This window comes from Mycobacterium sp. IDUB_17, from assembly GCF_055419465.1.
Genome location: NZ_JBVAXS010000010.1, coordinates 22,083 through 39,768, shown reverse-complemented (window position 1 = coordinate 39,768; position 17,686 = coordinate 22,083). Strand labels below are relative to the sequence as shown.

Here is a 17,686-nt window from a genome sequence, read left to right as displayed (position 1 = left end):
TAGCCTGAGTTTTATGGCCCTTTCCAAAGAAGAACGCGAACAGTTTCTGGCCGAGCCGCACATCGCCGCCCTCTCGGTGTACGCGGGCGACAAGCGTGGTCCGCTGACCGTCCCGATCTGGTACCAGTACAGCCCTGGTGGGGAGCCGTGGGTCCTGACCGGGGTGGGATCACGCAAGCACCGGCTGATCGAGGCGGCTGGGCACGCGACGCTGATGGTCGAGCGGCTGGAACCGACGGTGCGTTACGTCGCCGTCGACGGTGCGGTCTCCCGCATCGAACCGGGCACCGACGAGCAGCTCGTCGAGATGACCAAGCGCTACCTGGCTCCCGAGAAGGTGGAGCCGTATCTGGAGTTCGCCCGCAGTGAGCACGGTGAGAGCGTCGCGGTGTTCTTCAAGCCCGAGCACTGGCTGTCCTCTGACCTGGGGGCGCTGTGACGCCATGAGCTCGCGCCAACGGGTGTTCCGGTGGCTCTACCGGCTCGGGGTCACGCCCTGGGACGGCCACCCGTTGGCGCACAGCCTGACCGATCTGGTCGAGAGAACATCGTTGCCCCCCGGGACCGCGCTCGATCTGGGCTGCGGGACCGGGGACAACGCGGTGTACCTGGCCCGACACGGTTGGCGGGTCACCGGTGTGGACTATGTGGCCAAACCGCTGAAGAAGGCTCGGGCCAAGGCTGAGGGCCTGCCCGCGTGTTTCGTCAAAGCCGATGTGACACAACTGAGTTCATCAGGCTTCGGGACGGGGTTCCAGCTGATCATCGACAGCGGATGCCTGCACGGCATGAACGCCGCCGACCGCGATGCCTACGTCCGGGAAGTCAGCGCGGTAGCCGCCCCCGGTACACAACTGCTGATTGTGGCGTTCATCCCGGGAGCGTCGATAGGCGTACCCGGCATCGGGTTCGATGAGGTGCAACGACGTTTCAGCGACGGCTGGACGTTGCTGTCCAGCGGGGATGAGCCCGTGATGGACCAGAACGGCGCTCACCGGGCGCGGCATTATCTGTTCGCACGTGCGGCATAGATGTGGTTCGAGCACTGAGATAACCCGACCCTCATCGAATCACGTTACGGTGCAGTGCAGTTGGCGCGTCGTCAACGGGAGCATGTTTGCCCGCCGGATCTGCGCTACGGCTCGAACACCAGCAACGGCTTGCCTCCGTGCTCGGGAGCTTCGGCCAGATGGACAGCATCGCTGAACTTTTCGACCGGAATCGGCTGGCCCTCCGGAACCCGCAGGGCCCCGCCGGCGGCGAGTTGGACCGTCCGGTCGATCGTCGCGGCCATCCGGTCTTTCGGGGTCTCGGCGAACCAGCGGAACAGCCAGAACCCCCGAACGGACTTGGTTTCGTAAATCAGTGAACGCGCGAAAATCGGGATGGTGAGTTTGGCGGGGTCGGTCTGGCGGTGCGTGGACAGTGCACCGTAGACGACCAGCTCGCCGTGCGGTGCCAGAGCCCGCGACACGTCCGCACCCACCTGACCGCTGACACAGTCGATCGCTTTGGACACCCCACCCTCGCCCGCTATGTCGGCCACGCGCTCACGCAGGTCCTCGTCCTCGGTGCAGATCACCGCGGTGCCACCCAACGCGAGAATGTCCTCGACGGCGGATCGACGCCGCACCACATTGAGGGTCTTGAAGCCGACGTGTGTCCCGAGTTGGATGACCAACTGACCAACGGTTGATCCGGCCGCCGTCTGCAGCAGCCATTCACCCGGCCGGACGTCGAGCACGTCACTGGTCAAGATCACGGCGGTGAGCGGATTGCTGAGAAGCTGCGCGGCCGTGGACGTGCTCAGGCTCGCGGGAATTGGCAACACCCGCTCGGCATCGGCAACGATGTACTCCTGCCACGTGCCGGTGACCCCGATCGTCACGACACGTTGCCCGACGGTCAGACCTTCTGTGTCGCTGCCGATTTCGTCGATCTCACCGACAGATTCGATGCCGGGTACCGCCGGGAACTCCGGGGTGAATCCGTATCGGCCGCGGATCGTGTGCAGATCGCTGGCCTCGACAGGCACCGCGGCCACCCGGATCCGAACTTGGCCGGGACCGGGCTTCGGAATTGGGCGGGCCTGTAGACGCAGCACCTCGGACGGTTCGCCGACCGTCTCGGCGACGACAGACCGCATCGTTGCCATCATCCTGCTGCCCCTTCAGTCGGATCCCGATCTCGGGGTGGTTCGGTGTCCAGAGCGTCATCCCCAACTCATGATGCTGCCACCATGACGGGCGTTGTCGGTGCAAGGAAAGCGACGACGCCCTGGCCTCGCGCAATGACTACCGCGACGGCGATACGGATCGCCGCTCAGCTCTGGACGGCCGCGCGAGCCTCGATCGCCTTGACGCTGCTACTGAACGCCTTGGCCAGCGAGCGCTTTCCCACCGTGCCGAGAACTCCCGCGACAATTCGTCCTCTGAGATTCTTGCCCTCGCGCACGAGCACAGCGTCGATCTGAGTCGTGCCGTCAGGTTGTGGTGTCAGCGTGTAGGTATGACCCGAAGCGCCACCGAACAGATTGGAGTCGATGGTGGTGAGCTTCACGTACTGCGGATGCGACCAGTCGTAATGCAGACGTTCCCAGATACCGCCCGAGCCCTCCGTTACGTCAGCCTCATGGAGCCCCAGGCTGTGCACCTTCAGGTAGCCATCGGCGCTGTTCTTGAAGAGCTTCGATCGACCGGGCCCGAAATCGGTGAGCCCGGCGATGAACTGTTCGGGTGTTGCGGTGGTCGTCTCGTGAAAACGGATGATCGCCATTGGACAGTCCTCTCAACAGGGGTTTGTTGTCGATAGACCCAACAACCGCCCGCCATCCGTCGCCGATTCCGCCGATTGGGCCGCCAGCCAGTCCCTGTCATTACCGGGATTGGCAGGGACAGTTTCCCGACAAGCTCGTCGTAGCGTCGAGGGACGGCCGCACACTCCCTACCAGGCGGCACTCACTCGGCGCGACCGCCGAGATGTTTGGCCAGGAATCGGTCGGCCCGGTGGTAGAAATCAAGGCGGTTCTCGGGTTTGACGAAACCGTGGCCCTCGTTCTCGTACATCGCATACTCGTAGTCGAGGCCGCGTTCCTCCATTGCCGCCACGATCTGCTCGGACTCCGCCCGCTTCACCCGCGGATCGTTCTCGCCCTGACCGATCAGGATCGGAATCCGGATCGCATCCACCCGCGACAGCGGCGACCGGGACCACAGGAAGTCCGGGTCCTCGCCAACTCGCTTGTGCCACAGCATGATCATCGGCTTCCAGTACTCGGGAAACGACTCGATGAGAGTGTTCAGATTGGACGGGCCGACCATCGAGATCGCGCACCTGAACACCTCGGGTGTGAAGGTCGCACCGACCAACGCCGCATACCCGCCATACGAGCCGCCGTAGATCGCCACCCGATCCCGGTCGACGATCCCCTGCCCGACCAGGTGATCGATGGCGTCCAACAGGTCCTCGTGCATTTTGGCGGCCCACTCATGGTTGCCGGCGTTGAGGAAATCCTTGCCATAGCCGCTGGAGCCGCGGAAGTTCACCTGCACACAGAGGTAACCACGGTTGGCCAGCCACTGTGCCTCGGGATCGAGGCCCCAGCCGACACGGCCCCACGGCCCGCCGTGCACGTCGAGGACGGCGGGTAGATCCTTGCGGTCCACCCCCGGCGGGAACGACAGGTAGCCGTGGATCGTCAGGCCGTCGCGGGCGGTGTAGCTGAACGGTTCCATCGGCACCAGCGGGTAGTCGTTGAGCTCTGGCCGGTGATCGAACAGGAAGGTCGCCGTTTGCGAACCACGGTCCCAGCGATAGAACTTCACCGGCCCGCAGTCTTGGTCGAACGCGACGAGCCAGGTGCTGTCGTCATCGTCGCGGTCGCTGATCACCAGCTCGCCCGGATGCAGCCGCTCGAGAGCCTCGACGTCGCCACGAATCGACTCGTCGAAGATCCGGTATTCCAGCCGCTCGCCGTACACCGTCACGCCCTGGACTTCCCGGGTGTCGGGATGGATGATCACGCCGCTGATGTCGTAGGTGGGATCTTCGGCGATCACCTCGGTCGCGCCCGATTCGATACCCATCCTGACCAGGCGGCTGGTGTTCGAGCCGACCGAGGACTGCAGATACATCGACCGGCCGTCCTTCGTGAAGCCAACGGGGCCGGTGGTTTCCGCATCCTCCGGTCCGACCTCCAACAGTGTCCGCCACGGCGACGTCTCGTCGTCACGAACCACGATGATCAGGCCGCCGTCGGGGGTCGGGGCGGCCGCGCCGCGCACCTTCAGGTCATCGTCGACCACCCAGCCGAGATAGCCGGGGTTCTCGACGATCTTTCGCAACTCGCCCGTGCTCAGATCGAGGTGATACACATCGTGCAGCTGCGGGTTGTCCTTGTTGATGCCCACCAGCACATCGTTGGGAAATCGCTTGCGGTGAGCGATGAGTCGACATTGCACATCATCGATCGGCGTCAGGTCGCGCTCGACTCCGGTCTGCAGGTCGACATCGAACAGCCGGAAGTTCTCGCTGCCGTCCTTGTCCCGGATGTACATGAGGTGGCGATTGTCATGCGCCCAGAAGTAGCCCTGTATCCCGCGGTCGGTGTCGCGGGTGACCGGTTTGTCATTACCCGAACCGGCGTCACCGACGAACACGTTCAACACGCCCTCGAGCGGGGCGATGTAGGACAACCGCGTGCCGTCCGGCGATATCTGTGCCGCGGCCCGTTCCGGCTGGCCCAGCAGGACCTCGAGTGGGATGAGTTTCGCGTCTTCCATGTCACCGGACATTCCAGCCCCCTCGTTCGATGTGCCGTCAATCATGCCTACCCGAGGTTCCGGCCGGAACATATTGGCGGGTCTGAACAGGAACCCGGCGATCGGACCGGGACACAGCGCACCTGCCGGACACCCGAAGGCAACACCCCGCACCGCTCCGCAGGAAACCCACAGATACTTCACAGCGGCTCTGCCGCAACGGAATTCGTGTCATGACGGGCTCCCAAGCGCCGTTAGGCTTCCGATATGACCTCGCCGCTGCGCGTGAATCCCGCCGCCCTCCGGTCGGCCGCCGGCGATTTCGACCACCTGGGCACCAACAGCGCCAGCACCGGCACAGAGCTGCAGTTCTCCGCACTTCCCGCTCAGCTTCCCGGCCTGAACAGCGGTGACGCCTGCCAGCAGGCCGGGACAGCCGTGGACTCCGCATGCCGGCGGGTCGCCGACCAGTACGCCAAACTCTCGACCAATCTGAACTCGGCGGCCGACACATACGAGAAAACCGACGCCCAGCTCGGCAAGGATGTGAAGAAGGCCGGTGACGGCACCGATGAGCCCGGCGACGGAGGCGACGGCACCACTCCCCCGCCGGCCGGCAAACAGGGGCCAGAGGCCATCCCGGTGGATCAGGTGACCTACGACAAAGGGTCCTGGCCATCGGGTCAGGACGCCACCCGTAACTACATCAACCAGGCGCTGGATCAGCGCGGCGTCACCGATCCGGCGGCCCGGCAACGATGGATGGACGCCTACCTGACCCTGACGGAACACGAATCCTCGTACAACCCCATGTCGATCAATGACTGGGACGTCAACTCGAAACCACCGAACTCGACCTACAACGTGTCCGATGGCTACGGCAACGGCTGCTCCCGCGGGCTCGCCCAGTGTGTTCCAGGAACCTTCGCCCAGTACCACCAGCCTGGAACGTCGAACAACATCTACGATCCGGCCGCCAACATCGCCGCGTCGATGAACTATCTGGTCGGGGAGTACGGCGTGAATCCCGACGGATCCGACATCCGGGCGAAGATTCCGCAGACAAACCCCGGCACCCATCAGGGGTACTGACCGATGACAGGAGAATTGGTGAAGCTCACGCGCGCAGTCTCGATCGTCCTCACCGCGGGCGCCGTGGTGGCGGGCCTGACGGCATGTCAGAACACCCCGGTTGCCGGGACACCCAGCCCCGATGCCTCCTCGGCCACCGGCATGGTGCACCCCGCGACGAGTCCCGCGGCCAGCCCGGTGTCGACGACGGCTCCACACGCCACGTCCGTACCCACGGCTGCGTGGATCCACTCCAACCGCCTCCCACTCAACGACTCTCAGCACTGGCCCGATCTGTCTGATTCGGCACAACCGCTGGGCAACAACACTTTCCAGATCGACAGCCTCTGTGCAGGTACACCGACGCAACTCGGTGGCGGCGAGAACGCTCGCTCTTTGATCGATCGTGGCGACAACAACTGGTCGGCTCAGCAGGTGATCGTGCACTATCCCGGCGATCCCTGGACCATGGGCCAGACCGCGCACGCTTCGTTCACCGCCCTGCAGGGCACGCTGACCGGATGTCAGGCGACATCGCCGACGGCGCAACTGACCGTGACTACCCCGAAGCAGTTCTGCCCGAGCATGCAACGCGGCGGCTGCAATCAAGTGGCAGCCGAAATTCGGCTGCCGGACAAGAACGTAACGGCGCACATGTACCTGGCAGTCGTCGGAAGCACGGTGACCGAACTGAGCGTGTGGTCCACGGGAACACCCGCAGCGCAGTGGCAGGCGCCTGCCGACGAAGATGTGTTCGCCGCGATGAACCCTCAGCTGTGCTCGGTATGGGAATGCTGAGGACCGCCAGACATGACGATGACGATCTCCGGGGTGAGCAACTCTCACCCCGAGCAGTTGACCGACGCCGGACGCCGCGCGGCAGACTCCGCCGGCAAGGTTTCCCAACAGATCGCCGACGGGCACGGCACCCTGAAACGGCTGGACGACGGTTGGAAGGGCTCGGCCGCTGATGCCGCAAATGCCGGCGCGAACCGCACTTTCACCGATCACCAGAAGGTGGCCGACACGTTGCAGCGGCTGCAAACGGTCCTGACAGACGGCGGCGGGAAATTGTCATCCAGCCGAAGCAGCCTGATCAACGACGTGGACAGCCTCAAACAACTCGGCTTCCAGGTGGCCGACGACGGGACTGTGTCTGTCCGTCCGGGTGGCCCACTGGATGCGGTGGCCAAACTGAGCCCGGTGACGGCCCTTGAGCTCCGGCAACTCGCCGCCGCCAACTCGGTCAAGCTCAAGACCCTGCTGGCCCAATTCGACAGCCAGGACCGGGAACTCGCCGACGCGATACGCAAGGCCACCGACGGCCTCAACCCGTCCGAGGACAAGCCCAAAGACCCGAATACTCCGCAGCAGCCGCCTCCAGACCAGCCGAAGCCCAACACCGACGACACCAACGCGCCGGTTCCGGGCCCGGATGCCAAACCGGGCGACCCCGGGTACAAAGTGCCCCACGCACCCGGCGACCCGGCGGAGGTGCCCCCGAAGCCAGGGTGGAAGGTCGACGCCAAGGGAGAGACGAATCCGCCCGGATACCCCCCGCAGCCGCCGGGCGAAGCACGCGATCAGAATTGGCGTGACTATCTCAACGGCAAGAACGGCGACGGCACCCAACGACCAGCGGGGCAGCCTCCCGAGGCCTACCCGCTGCCGGAGGCGGTCACCGACAAAAAGCTCAAGATCGTCGGTGCGGCCGAGAATCAACAGGGCACACGGTATGTCTGGGGTGGCGGAAGCAAGGACGGCGCAACCTCTGGGGCACCGGCGCGGGGAACAGACAAGTACGCGGACAAGATGCACGACTACGAACACACCGGATTCGATTGCAGCGGCCTCTCCGAATACGCCATCTATCAGGCCACCGGGTACGACCCGGGCAAGGGAACATCCGTGCAGTACGGGCACATGACCGAGGGGGCCGGGGCGTTCGGGTCGGTGGTGCAGACCGGGCCGAAGCTGGACACCTCGCAACTGCAACCCGGTGACGTCATCTACTACGACGGCGGCCAGGGGGTCGCGGGGGCACACGTCGCGATCTACATGGGCAACGGAGTCACGGTCGAGACCAGTGAGTCCGGCACACCCGCACACTCACAGGCAGCCACCACCTCCGACGGCACCGTCCGCGTGGTGCGGCCCAACTGATTCCTCGACGATCCGAGCCAGGAGACCAACATGAGAACGACCGCCCTCAACGCCCTTTGCGCAGCCACCTTGCTCACCGTGAGTGCCTGCCATTCGCAAGGCCCGTCGACCGTCGGAGCCACCCCGTCCGCCAGTCCCGTCCACGCGGCCTCCGTCACCGCGACCCCGGTGGACACCACAACCGCACCTACCGATCCGGCAACGCTGACGTTGTCTGTTGATGCTCTGAACAGCGTTGTGCAGCAGGCAAACCCCGGCGCCGCAGAATTCGACGCACTGGACCCGGCCGAAACCACACCGCGCGTACCGGACCCGGGTCCCATGGCTGTGTGTGACGCGGTGAACACGCTGTACTTCGCCGCGGGTACCCCAGCCACTACCAAGTACGTCTCGCAGTGGGCGGGCGCGCCCGGCCAGCACTATGTCAGCCAGACCATCGCTCTATATGACACCGCTGCCGCTGCATCGCAGAAATTCGGACAGCTCACCGCGGGGATTCCAGCATGCGCCAAGGCGTCAGCGGGTGAAGGCATCCCGTTCACCGTCACCCCGGGTGAGGCCGGATCTGACGTCGCACGCTTCACCGAGAAGCGCAAGCCCAATCCCAGCTTGTCAGGCGGGAGCTCCGGCGACGCCTCGGAGTATCGACTGGCGGGCTCGGCGATCGTAGGGGTCTCATCCAGCGAATCTCCCGCCGTCGTCGCCGCGGTCGCCGACAAGCTCGTGAGCAAGCTCGGCTGAGTCACAACCCGAGTGCGGCCATGGCACCGTCCACGGTCGCCGTACGCAGCTGCTCGTAGGGAGTGTCGGGGAACTGCAGGCAACAGTCCTGCAGGCCGCCGAAGGCGATGACCGAGCGGGTGGACTGTTCGAGCGTCGGGCGCCGGCCGAACACCAGCACCCCCAGCCTGGCCCGCCAGGCCAGCAGTTGGTCGATCAGCCCCAGATCGGCCAGGGTGGTCAGCTCGGAGACGATCAGCACGAGGTCGGCCAGGTGCCGGTAGTGGAAGTCGAAGTAGCCCTCGAGGAGCTCCCGCGCCGAGGCCCGGTTCGCTCCACGCCTGCTTTCCTGCTCGGCGATGAAGGCTTCACCCTCGTCGATGAGGGGTTGCACGATGCTGCGGACCAGGTCCTCACGCGACCGGAAGTGGTAGTACAACGCGGGTTTGGTGATGCCCAGACGGTCGGCGATGTCCTGCAGACTCGTGCGCACAACGCCTTTCTCGGTGAACAGCTCGCGCGCCACATCCAGGATGCGTTGCCGGGTATCCAATGCAGGCTTGGCCACGTAGCCAGCCTAACTTACTTAACGATAGGTAAGCTCACGACAGAATCACTTACCGACCGTTAAGTAAGGGGAATCGTGAAGGTACTCATCTCCGGCGCCAGCATCGCCGGGCCCGTACTCGCCTACTGGCTGTCTCGACACGGAGTCGCCGTCACCGTGGTCGAGCGCTCACCCGCACTACGCAAGACAGGTGGTCACGCCGTCGACCTGTTCCGGCCGGCGATGGAGATCTCCGAACGCATGGGCGTGCTGCCCGAGATCGAGGCACACGCCACCGGCACCACCCAGATGATCATCCATCGACCCGGCACGTCGCACCCCACCCGCCTGGACTACGTCAAGATCATGGGGGCGATGTCCGACCGGCACGTCGAGATCATGCGGGATGACCTCAGCGAGATCTATTTCCAGGCAGGCCGTGACGATGTCGAGTATCTCTTCGGCGACACCATCACCTCGATCTCGCCCGATGGGGACGTGACCTTCGAGCACAACCCACCCCGGCGCTTCGACGTGGTGGTGGGAGCCGACGGGCTGCACTCTGGTGTGCGTCGTCTGACGTTCGGCGACAACGTTTCCGAGAGCTTCCTCGGTGGATACCTCGCTGTGGTGTCGGTGCCGAAGGACATGGCCCGTGACGGCGAGATGACCGGCTACTTCAAACCCGGCCACATGGCCGGGATCTACACTGCCGACCACCTCGACGATGCGCGTGCGGTCTACATCTTCCGCCCGAGCCAACCGCTGGATTACGACTACCGCGATGCGGAGCGCCAAAAGGCGCAACTGCGCGCCGCGTTCGAGCACATGGCCCCCGAGGTGGACCGCTGGCTCGACGAGGTGCCGCGGACCCCGACGTTCTACTTCGACGCCATCACCCAGCTGCAGATGTCCACGTGGTCACGGGGCCGGGTGACTCTCGTCGGGGATGCGGGCTACTGTCCCGGCCCGGCCGTCGGCGGCAGCACCAGCCTCGCGGTGTACGGCGCCTACGTCCTGGCCGCCGAGATGGTCCGGGCCGGTGACGATTACGCCGCGGCGTTCGCCGCCTGCGAACGCACGATGCGCGCGCCAGTTGAAGGTAGCCGAAAGCTGGCGCGCGTCAATGCGAAAACCGTGGTGCCCATGAGTGGTTGGGGCATACGCGCACTCGTGGGCACGGGCCAGTTGATCTCGTTGCTGCCGCTGGGTGTGACCCAGGCGCTGGCCCGGCTCAACACCAAGGGGGTACGGCTCTACGACACCATGCCGCTGCCTACCTGGCCCGCCGCGCTTCCGTGATCAGCACTCGCAAGCGGGCGTAGCGTGGCCGCATGGGCGAACTCTCCGACGACGTGATCGCTTTTTTGTCCGAAGGCACCCGCACCGCGGTGCTGGGTTGGGTTGCGGCCGACGGCCGACCGTTGGCCGCGCCCGTGTGGTTCGTGGTGGATGACGGCGCGCTGGTCTTCAACACCGGCAAGGACACCGCCAAGGGGCGGGCTTTGGCCCGAGACCCGCGAGTGGTGCTGTGCGTCGACGACACCAACCCGCCGTATGCGTTCGTCCAAGTCCAGGGCGTCGCCTCGATCAGCGAGGATCCCGGCGAGCTGCTCGACATCGCCACCCGCACCGGCGGTCGCTACATGGGCGCAGACCGCGCCGAAGAATTCGGCCGGCGCAACGGCGTGCCGGGCGAACTCGTGGTGCGGGTCAAGCCCACAAAAATCCATGCTGCATTCGACGTGGCGGATTGAAAGGAGCCATCGTGGCTGAAGTTTCCGCTTTCGCCGAGATGTTGTCCCGCGATCACGGGCTCTGCACGCTGAGCACCCTGCGCCGCGACGGCAGCATCCAGTCCTCGGTGGTGAACGCCGGCGTGATGGCGCACCCACGGACCGGTGAACCGGTCGTCGCGCTCGTAGCCATCGGTGGAGCGCGCAAGCTTCAGCACCTCCGGGCCGATCCGCGGGCCACGGTCGTGGCCCGGGCCGGCTGGCAATGGGTGACGGTCGAGGGCACCGTCGAGATCATCGGGCCCGACGACCTCGATCCCGACACCGACGCCGAGGCGCTACGAGTGCTCCTGCGCACCGTCTTCGAGGCCGCCGGCGGCACCCACGACGACTGGGACACCTATGACCGCGTCATGCGCGAGGAGCGCCGCGCCGCGGTCCTGATCACGCCGACGCGGGTGTACTCGAACCCCGGCTGAGATATCTCGATGCCGCGCACGCAAAAGCCCCCGGCTTGCGCCGGGGGCTTTTGACGTTTCGCGCTTAGCTCTCCAGCGAGGCCGGGGGCAGGAAGCGGTCGCCGTACTTGGCGGCCAGTTCCTTGGCGCGGGCGACGAACGCCGCCTTGCCGACGCCACCGGGGCCCTCGTAGCCGACGATGAACTGGGCCGAACCACCGGTGTACGGCGGGAAGCCGATACCCATGATCGAGCCGATGTTGGCATCAGCGGTCGAGGTGAGCACGCCCTCGTCGATGCACTTCTGGGTCTCCAGCGCCTCGGCGAACAGCATGCGGTCGATCATGTCCTGCAGCGGCGGCTGCGAGGACCCGGAGTTGAATGCCTCGCGCAGGCCGGGCCACAGCTGGGTCCGCTTGCCGTCGACGTACTCGTAGAAGCCGGCACCCTTCAGACGCGACGGGCGGCCGAGCTCGATCATCTTCTCCACGACGGCCTCTGCCGGGTGCGGCACGTGGGTGCCACCGGCAGCCTCGACACCTTCACGGGTGGCGACGGCGATCTTGTGCATGAGCTCCAGGTTGAGCTCATCCGAGAGCTGCAGCGGCGCAGCCGGGTAACCGGCCTGCGAACCCGCCTGCTCGATCGACGCGGGCTCGACACCCTCGCCCAGCATGGCCAGCGCCTCGTTGACGAAGGTGCCGATCACGCGCGAGGTGAAGAAGCCGCGGCTGTCGTTGACCACGACCGGGGTCTTGCGGATCGCCAGGGTGTAGTCGAACACCCGGGCCAGGGCCTCGTCAGAGGTCTTCTCGCCCTTGATGATCTCCACCAGCGGCATCTTGTCGACCGGCGAGAAGAAGTGGATTCCGATGAAGTCCTCCTGGCGCTTCACGCCGGTCGCCAGACCGGTGATCGGCAGCGTGGAGGTGTTCGAGCCGAGCAGCGCGTTGGGCTCGACGATGTCCTCGATCTCCTGGAACACCTTGTGCTTGAGTTCCTGGTTCTCGAAGACGGCCTCGATCACGAAGTCGACGCCCTTGAGATCCTGCGGATCGGCGGTCGGGGTGATCTTGGCGAGCAGAGCCGCAGACTTCTCTTCGGTGGTCTTGCCACGCTTGAGCGCCTTGGCCTCGATGCCTTCCGAGTACGCCTTGCCCTTGTCAGCGGCTTCCTGCGTGACGTCCTTGAGGACGACGTCGTAACCGGCCTTGGCCGACACGTAGGCGATACCGGCGCCCATCATGCCCGCGCCCAGCACACCGATCTTCTTGATCTCCTGCTTGGCGATGCCCTCGGGCCGCGATGCGCCGCCGTTGATGGCCTGCAGGTCCAGGAAGAACGCCTGAATCATGTTCTTGGCGGTCTGGCCGGTGACCAGCGAGGTGAAGTAACGGCTCTCGATGCGGCTGGCGGTGTCGAAGTCGACCTGCGCACCCTCGACAGCGGCGTCCAAGATGGCCCGCGGTGCGGGCATCGGGGCGCCCTTGAGCTGCTTCTTCAGCAGGGCCGGGAAGGACGGCAGGATCGCGGCGAGCGCCGGGCTGGACGGGGTGCCACCAGGGATCTTGTAGCCCTTGACATCCCACGGCTGCGTGCCGGCCTCGGGGTTGGCCTTGATCCATGCCTTGGCGGCGGGGATCAATTCGTCGACCGAGCCGACGAGCTCGTTGACCAGGCCCACCTCCTTGGCCTTGGCGGGGTTGAACCGGGTGCCCTGGCTCAGGACCTCCATGAAGGCCTTCTGGATGCCGAACATGCGCACGGTGCGGGTCACGCCGCCACCGCCGGGCAGCAGGCCCAGGGTGACCTCGGGCAGACCGAGCTGGCTGCCCTTGACGTCCGCGGCGATGCGGTGATTACACGCCAGCGCGATCTCCAGGCCGCCACCGAGGGCGGCGCCGTTGATGGCCGCGACGACGGGCTTGGGGAAGGTCTCCAGCTTGCGCAGGTCGGCCTTCACGCCTTCGACCGTGTCGAAGGCTTCCTGGGCATTGTCGGGCCCGATGTTGATCATCGCCTTGAGGTCGCCACCGGCGAAGAAGGTCTTCTTCGCGCTGGTGATGACCACACCGGTGATCGAATCCTGCTCGGCCACAAGGCGGTCCACGGCGTTGCGCATGGATTCCTTGTAGTGCTCGTTCATCACGTTGGCCGAACCGGTCGGGTCGTCCAACGTCAGGGTGACGATGCCGTCGGCATCCTTGTCCCACTGAATGGTGTTCTCAGCCATTGATTCTCAACCCTCTCAGACGCGCTCGATGATGGTGGCCACGCCCATGCCGCCGCCGATGCACAGCGTGATCAGGGCACGCCGAGCGCCACGACGCTCGAGCTCGTCGACCATGGTTCCGGTGATCATGGCGCCGGTGGCGCCGAGCGGGTGGCCCATCGCGATGGCGCCACCGTTGACGTTGAGCTTCTCGTCGGGGATGTTGAGGTCCTTCTGGAACTTCAGCACCACGGAGGCGAAGGCCTCGTTGAGCTCGAACAGGTCGATGTCATCGACGGTCAGGCCGGCACGGTCGAGCACCTTCTGGGTGGCCGGGGTGGGGCCGGTGAGCATGATGACCGGGTCGGCGCCGCTGGTGGCGGTGGCCACGACGCGGGCGCGCGGGGTGAGATTCTGAGCCTTCCCTGCGCTTTCTGACCCGATCAGCACCAGGCCGGCACCGTCGACGATGCCCGAGCTGTTGCCGCCGGTATGGACGTGGTTGATCTTCTCGACGTAGTGGTACTTCTGCAGCGCCACGTCGTCGAAGCCGCCCATGGCGCCAAGGCCCTCGAACGCGGACTTCAGCTTGCCCAGGTCAGCCGCGGTGGTGCCGGGGCGCATGTGCTCGTCGTGGTCCAGGACGACGAGGCCGTTCTGATCCTTGACCGGGACGACCGACTTGGCGAAGTAGCCGCCGGACCAGGCCGCCGCCGCGCGCTCCTGCGACCGCGCCGCGTAGGCGTCGACGTCGTCGCGGGAGAAGCCCTCGATGGTGGCGATCAGGTCGGCGCCGATGCCCTGCGGGACGAAACCGATGCGGTAGTTGGTCTCCGGGTCTGACGCCCAGGCGCCGCCGTCGGAGCCCATCGGAACGCGGCTCATCGACTCGACGCCGCCTGCCAGCACCAGGTCGTCCCAGCCGGAACGGACCTTCTGGGCGGCCAGGTTGACTGCCTCCAGGCCCGACGCGCAGAAGCGGTTGAGCTGGAAACCACCGGTGGTCTCGGGCAGCTTGGCCACCAGACCGGCGGTGCGGGCGATGTCGCCGCCCTGGTCCCCGACCGGGGACACCACGCCCAGGATGACGTCGCTGATCAGCGTCTCGTCCAGGTCGGGGTAACGGCTGCGGATCTCCTCGATCAGGCCGACAACCAGGTTGACCGGCTTGATCTCGTTGAGTGCGCCGCCGCGCTGCTTGCCACGGGGCGTACGGATCGCCTCGTAGATGAAGGCTTCTTCGGACATGTCTGCTCCCCTGCCGTATCGGCGTCCAGGTTCAGGTTGGGTTGTGGAACCGCCCAGCGAATGTGGGCAGCACGCTGACCGCAGCCTAACAGGCTCGCCCAACCCGTTGGTTGGGCCTGTGCTCAGCATCTCCTGTCGGGCTGCATTAGGACACCGAGACGGACGAGGAGAACGGCGACGTGTGCCCCGAATCGATCGTCATCGCGCGACCACGGCGTCCGCGGTCGGCCTGGAGGCCCGGCTCGATACCGAGTCGCTGCAGAGCGACGGAATCATCGAGTCGAACGCGGAAGTCGCTCGAGGAGTGCTGCCGGATCCCTGCAGGTGTCCGGACGCGAACGCATCGTGTTCCTGGTGTGGGACTGACGGTCGCCGCCTTCACTCCATCTGGCTCCAGGGACGTGGCTCCAGCAACCCGACCATAATCGAGTCATGAGTGTCCCCGCGCCTGAATCCCCCTCGCACGAGCATGTCGACTTCGAGGCACTCGATTCGTTCCGTTTCCCGGACGGTAGCGGGTACCCCCAGAGTTACCGCGAGTTTGTTCGCTCCTGCGGCTGGGCCCGCACGTTCGGCCTGTGGCTCATCTACCCGCCCGTGCAACCCGGTTTCGCAGACGGGCGGGCCCGTGCAGCAAACCTCACCGAGCACTTCCACACGGTCTTCCGCGACGGCGAAGAGGAGGAATTCGACTGGATGATCGAGCCCGACGGTAGCTGGGACCTCGCCGAACGACTCGAAGTCTTCGGCTGGAGCGAGAACGGCGACCTTCTCCTCTGGGACGTCGCAAGCCGCCATGCCGACGAGGAGTTTCCGGTGTGGGAATCGCGCGGCATGAACACCCTCCACCTACTCGGCTCGAGCCTTGACGAGGCGCTTCTCAAGCTGCGCGAGCGCTCCGAGGCCCAGGTCATTGAGCCGCTGAGACCTGCCCGTCTCTGACCCACAGCTCATCCGGATCCGCTCGAGGCTGAGATCCGCCGGCACGCCACCGAGACCCGAGGCGCTCCGGCGTCAAGCACCAGTGCCTGCAAGCCACGGACACGTTCACGTCGCGCTACACGCCGATCGCTCGTCACTCCGCGTTGACGTAGACCTGAGCCACAGAGCCAGAAGCTACTGAGGTTGACTTGCCGCATGAACGACCTACCCGAGGAAGTCGAGGTGCGGGGTACCGTGCTGGACCGCATCGGACTCTCGGAGGAGCTTGTCTGCTGGTCGGCCGCTCTGCCCGGTGACGAACCGCGCACGGTCAGCATCGTCGTGGAACCGGCAGGACCGCCGACGGATGCGGCCGTCGACTCCGCTGCGGAGGCGATCGCCGGATTTGACGGGCTCGCAGCCGCCGCTTCGCGCTATCTCGTCGCCGAGCTCACCGATCCTGTGTGGGCGCTCGACTCGGTGGACCGCGAACGGCTCGACGGGCCGGAGGCGCCGTTCGACATGCCCGAGGCGATCATCTGGGCCGACGGTTCCTGGATGATCCGCTTCGCCGAGTGCGGCCTCGCAATGGGCGAGGAGTTCGGCATCGGGGTGCGTTTCACCGGGTCGGCGCCGGTCGCCATCGAGGACTTGTCTAGCGCGACCGAGGTCGAGACGGACTGACCACACTTTTGCGCCTTCACCGCAGAATCAACGTGCGGTAGAAGCCGTCAGGCCGAGCGAGGCTCCTCGATCTCGATCAGCGTCGGATAGTCCGTATAGCCCACGGGTCCAGGCGCATAGAACGTCGCCATGTCGGGCTCGTTGAGCTCGGCACCCAGGATCAGCCGGTCGATCAGGTCCGGGTTGGCCAGGAACGCCCGCCCGACCGCGTACGCGCTGATCGCGCCCCACTGTGCATAACCCTCCAGCAGGGAGAAGTCGGTACCGTCGGCGCGGCCGGTGTTGAGCACGAATGCCCCCGACCACAGGGCGCGGATGACACCGAAGGCCCGCGACGCCGGGTCGATGAGCACGTGCAGGTAGGCCAACCCGAGCGGCGCGATGCGCTCCAACAACGCCTCGTAGGTGCCGACGGTGTCGTTCTCCTGCATGCCCCCGGCGGTGTTCCCGGGCGAGATGCGCAGCCCGACCCGGCCCGCGCCGATCTCGTCGACGACGGCCTCGACCACCTCGGAGGTCAGGCGGGCCCGGTTCTCCGGCGAACCGCCGTAGGCATCGGTGCGCTGGTTGACCACATCGGAGGCGAACTGGTGCAGCAGGTAGCCGTTGGCACCGTGGATCTCCACGCCGTCCATCCCGGCGTCGATCGCGCGTCGGGCGGCGGCCCGGAACTGCTCGACGATCTCCGGGATCTCCGCGGCGTCGAGCGCGCGCGGCGTCTGCAGCGGCTTCTTACCGGTGGGGGTGTGGGTAACCACATCGGCCGCGATCGCCGAGGGAGCGACGGGCTCGACGCCACTGATGTCGGGGTGGGCCATCCGGCCGACGTGCCACAGCTGAACGAACATCTTGCCGCCCGCGGCGTGCACGGATTCCGCGATCTCGGCCCAGCCGTGCTGGTGGCGGTCGGTGTAGATGCCCGGGGTGTTCATGTAGGCACCGTTGGCGGTCTCGGCGACGGCGGTAGCCTCGCTGATGATCAGGCCCGCACCGGCGCGCTGTGAGTAGTACTGCGCGGCCAGCGGCGACGGGGTGCCATCGGCGTCGGCGCGCGAACGCGTCAGCGGTGCCATGAACAGACGGTTGGCAGCGGCGGTGTCGCCGACCTGGATCGGCTGCAGCAATGCGGCGTCGGCGTTCATTTTGTAGGTCACGCCGCTCTAAAG

Annotated in this window: 18 protein-coding genes; 11 read left to right on the top strand and 7 right to left on the bottom strand. The window is 65.9% G+C overall.

Translation table 11 applies throughout. The features are described 5' to 3' along the window. Window positions 1-13: 13 nt before the first annotated feature. Window positions 14-439, top strand: a complete 426-nt coding sequence (locus ACZYZ7_RS30465) for a pyridoxamine 5'-phosphate oxidase family protein (RefSeq protein WP_135452651.1) — start codon at window positions 14-16, stop codon at window positions 437-439. Between the two features lie 4 nt (window positions 440-443). Continuing rightward, a complete protein-coding gene (locus tag ACZYZ7_RS30460) occupies window positions 444-1,031 on the top strand; it encodes a class I SAM-dependent methyltransferase (protein WP_463742447.1) in 588 nt (195 codons plus the stop codon). 104 nt (window positions 1,032-1,135) lie between these two features. Here ACZYZ7_RS30460 and ACZYZ7_RS30455 read toward each other — a convergent pair whose 3' ends face one another. From ACZYZ7_RS30455 to ACZYZ7_RS30445, 3 genes are all read right to left on the bottom strand, one after another. Next, the gene (locus ACZYZ7_RS30455) at window positions 1,136-2,146 is read right to left on the bottom strand and encodes a zinc-dependent alcohol dehydrogenase family protein (RefSeq protein ID WP_463742446.1); all 1,011 of its coding nucleotides are present in this window, start codon (window positions 2,144-2,146) and stop codon (window positions 1,136-1,138) included. 176 nt (window positions 2,147-2,322) lie between these two features. Continuing rightward, window positions 2,323-2,775 (bottom strand): hypothetical protein, encoded by a 453-nt coding sequence (locus tag ACZYZ7_RS30450; protein ID WP_135452649.1) that lies wholly within the window; start codon window positions 2,773-2,775, stop codon window positions 2,323-2,325. Window positions 2,776-2,957: 182 nt separating this feature from the next. Next, window positions 2,958-4,793, bottom strand: a complete 1,836-nt coding sequence (locus tag ACZYZ7_RS30445) for a S9 family peptidase (protein WP_463742445.1) — start codon at window positions 4,791-4,793, stop codon at window positions 2,958-2,960. 234 nt (window positions 4,794-5,027) lie between these two features. Between ACZYZ7_RS30445 and ACZYZ7_RS30440 the strand changes: the two genes are divergently transcribed. From ACZYZ7_RS30440 to ACZYZ7_RS30425, 4 genes are read left to right on the top strand one after another with little or no spacing between them, the layout of a single operon-like run. After that, window positions 5,028-5,852, top strand: coding sequence for a type VII secretion target (locus ACZYZ7_RS30440; RefSeq protein ID WP_135452648.1), 825 nt, complete (start codon window positions 5,028-5,030; stop codon window positions 5,850-5,852). An 18-nt stretch (window positions 5,853-5,870) separates the two neighbouring features. Then, entirely contained in the window at window positions 5,871-6,629 is a 759-nt protein-coding gene (locus ACZYZ7_RS30435) for a hypothetical protein (protein ID WP_135452647.1), read from the top strand. A 12-nt stretch (window positions 6,630-6,641) separates the two neighbouring features. After that, a complete protein-coding gene (locus ACZYZ7_RS30430; protein WP_286174643.1) occupies window positions 6,642-7,994 on the top strand; it encodes a bifunctional WXG100 family type VII secretion target/C40 family peptidase in 1,353 nt (450 codons plus the stop codon). A 30-nt stretch (window positions 7,995-8,024) separates the two neighbouring features. Beyond that, window positions 8,025-8,735, top strand: coding sequence for a sensor domain-containing protein (locus tag ACZYZ7_RS30425; protein WP_135452646.1), 711 nt, complete (start codon window positions 8,025-8,027; stop codon window positions 8,733-8,735). Window position 8,736: 1 nt separating this feature from the next. On the opposite strand, the gene ACZYZ7_RS30420 is transcribed toward ACZYZ7_RS30425, so the two are convergent. After that, complete coding sequence (locus ACZYZ7_RS30420; RefSeq protein WP_167857723.1) at window positions 8,737-9,282, bottom strand: TetR/AcrR family transcriptional regulator; 546 nt, start codon at window positions 9,280-9,282, stop codon at window positions 8,737-8,739. Between the two features lie 75 nt (window positions 9,283-9,357). Here ACZYZ7_RS30420 and ACZYZ7_RS30415 point away from each other — a divergent pair, with 75 nt between their 5' ends. From ACZYZ7_RS30415 to ACZYZ7_RS30405, 3 genes are read left to right on the top strand one after another with little or no spacing between them, the layout of a single operon-like run. Then, window positions 9,358-10,563: an FAD-dependent monooxygenase gene (locus ACZYZ7_RS30415; protein WP_450071094.1), complete on the top strand. Its 1,206-nt coding sequence runs from the start codon at window positions 9,358-9,360 to the stop codon at window positions 10,561-10,563. Window positions 10,564-10,595: 32 nt separating this feature from the next. Further along, window positions 10,596-11,018: a PPOX class F420-dependent oxidoreductase gene (locus tag ACZYZ7_RS30410; RefSeq protein ID WP_450071095.1), complete on the top strand. Its 423-nt coding sequence runs from the start codon at window positions 10,596-10,598 to the stop codon at window positions 11,016-11,018. An 11-nt stretch (window positions 11,019-11,029) separates the two neighbouring features. Then, complete coding sequence (locus ACZYZ7_RS30405; RefSeq protein ID WP_450071096.1) at window positions 11,030-11,476, top strand: TIGR03618 family F420-dependent PPOX class oxidoreductase; 447 nt, start codon at window positions 11,030-11,032, stop codon at window positions 11,474-11,476. Window positions 11,477-11,540: 64 nt separating this feature from the next. Here the strand turns inward: ACZYZ7_RS30405 and ACZYZ7_RS30400 are convergent, their stop codons facing one another. Together ACZYZ7_RS30400 and ACZYZ7_RS30395 are read right to left on the bottom strand one after the other, a co-directional pair. Continuing rightward, the gene (locus ACZYZ7_RS30400; RefSeq protein ID WP_463742444.1) at window positions 11,541-13,688 is read right to left on the bottom strand and encodes a 3-hydroxyacyl-CoA dehydrogenase NAD-binding domain-containing protein; all 2,148 of its coding nucleotides are present in this window, start codon (window positions 13,686-13,688) and stop codon (window positions 11,541-11,543) included. Between the two features lie 15 nt (window positions 13,689-13,703). Beyond that, a complete protein-coding gene (locus tag ACZYZ7_RS30395; protein WP_450071098.1) occupies window positions 13,704-14,915 on the bottom strand; it encodes an acetyl-CoA C-acetyltransferase in 1,212 nt (403 codons plus the stop codon). A 432-nt stretch (window positions 14,916-15,347) separates the two neighbouring features. Here ACZYZ7_RS30395 and ACZYZ7_RS30390 point away from each other — a divergent pair, with 432 nt between their 5' ends. Together ACZYZ7_RS30390 and ACZYZ7_RS30385 are read left to right on the top strand one after the other, a co-directional pair. Further along, window positions 15,348-15,857: a hypothetical protein gene (locus ACZYZ7_RS30390; RefSeq protein WP_135452641.1), complete on the top strand. Its 510-nt coding sequence runs from the start codon at window positions 15,348-15,350 to the stop codon at window positions 15,855-15,857. 195 nt (window positions 15,858-16,052) lie between these two features. Beyond that, window positions 16,053-16,520 carry a hypothetical protein gene (locus ACZYZ7_RS30385; protein WP_135452640.1) on the top strand — a complete coding sequence of 156 codons (468 nt, stop codon included), beginning with the start codon at window positions 16,053-16,055 and terminating at the stop codon, window positions 16,518-16,520. A gap of 47 nt (window positions 16,521-16,567) precedes the next feature. On the opposite strand, the gene ACZYZ7_RS30380 is transcribed toward ACZYZ7_RS30385, so the two are convergent. Next, the gene (locus tag ACZYZ7_RS30380) at window positions 16,568-17,674 is read right to left on the bottom strand and encodes an alkene reductase (protein WP_450071099.1); all 1,107 of its coding nucleotides are present in this window, start codon (window positions 17,672-17,674) and stop codon (window positions 16,568-16,570) included. Window positions 17,675-17,686: the final 12 nt, after the last annotated feature.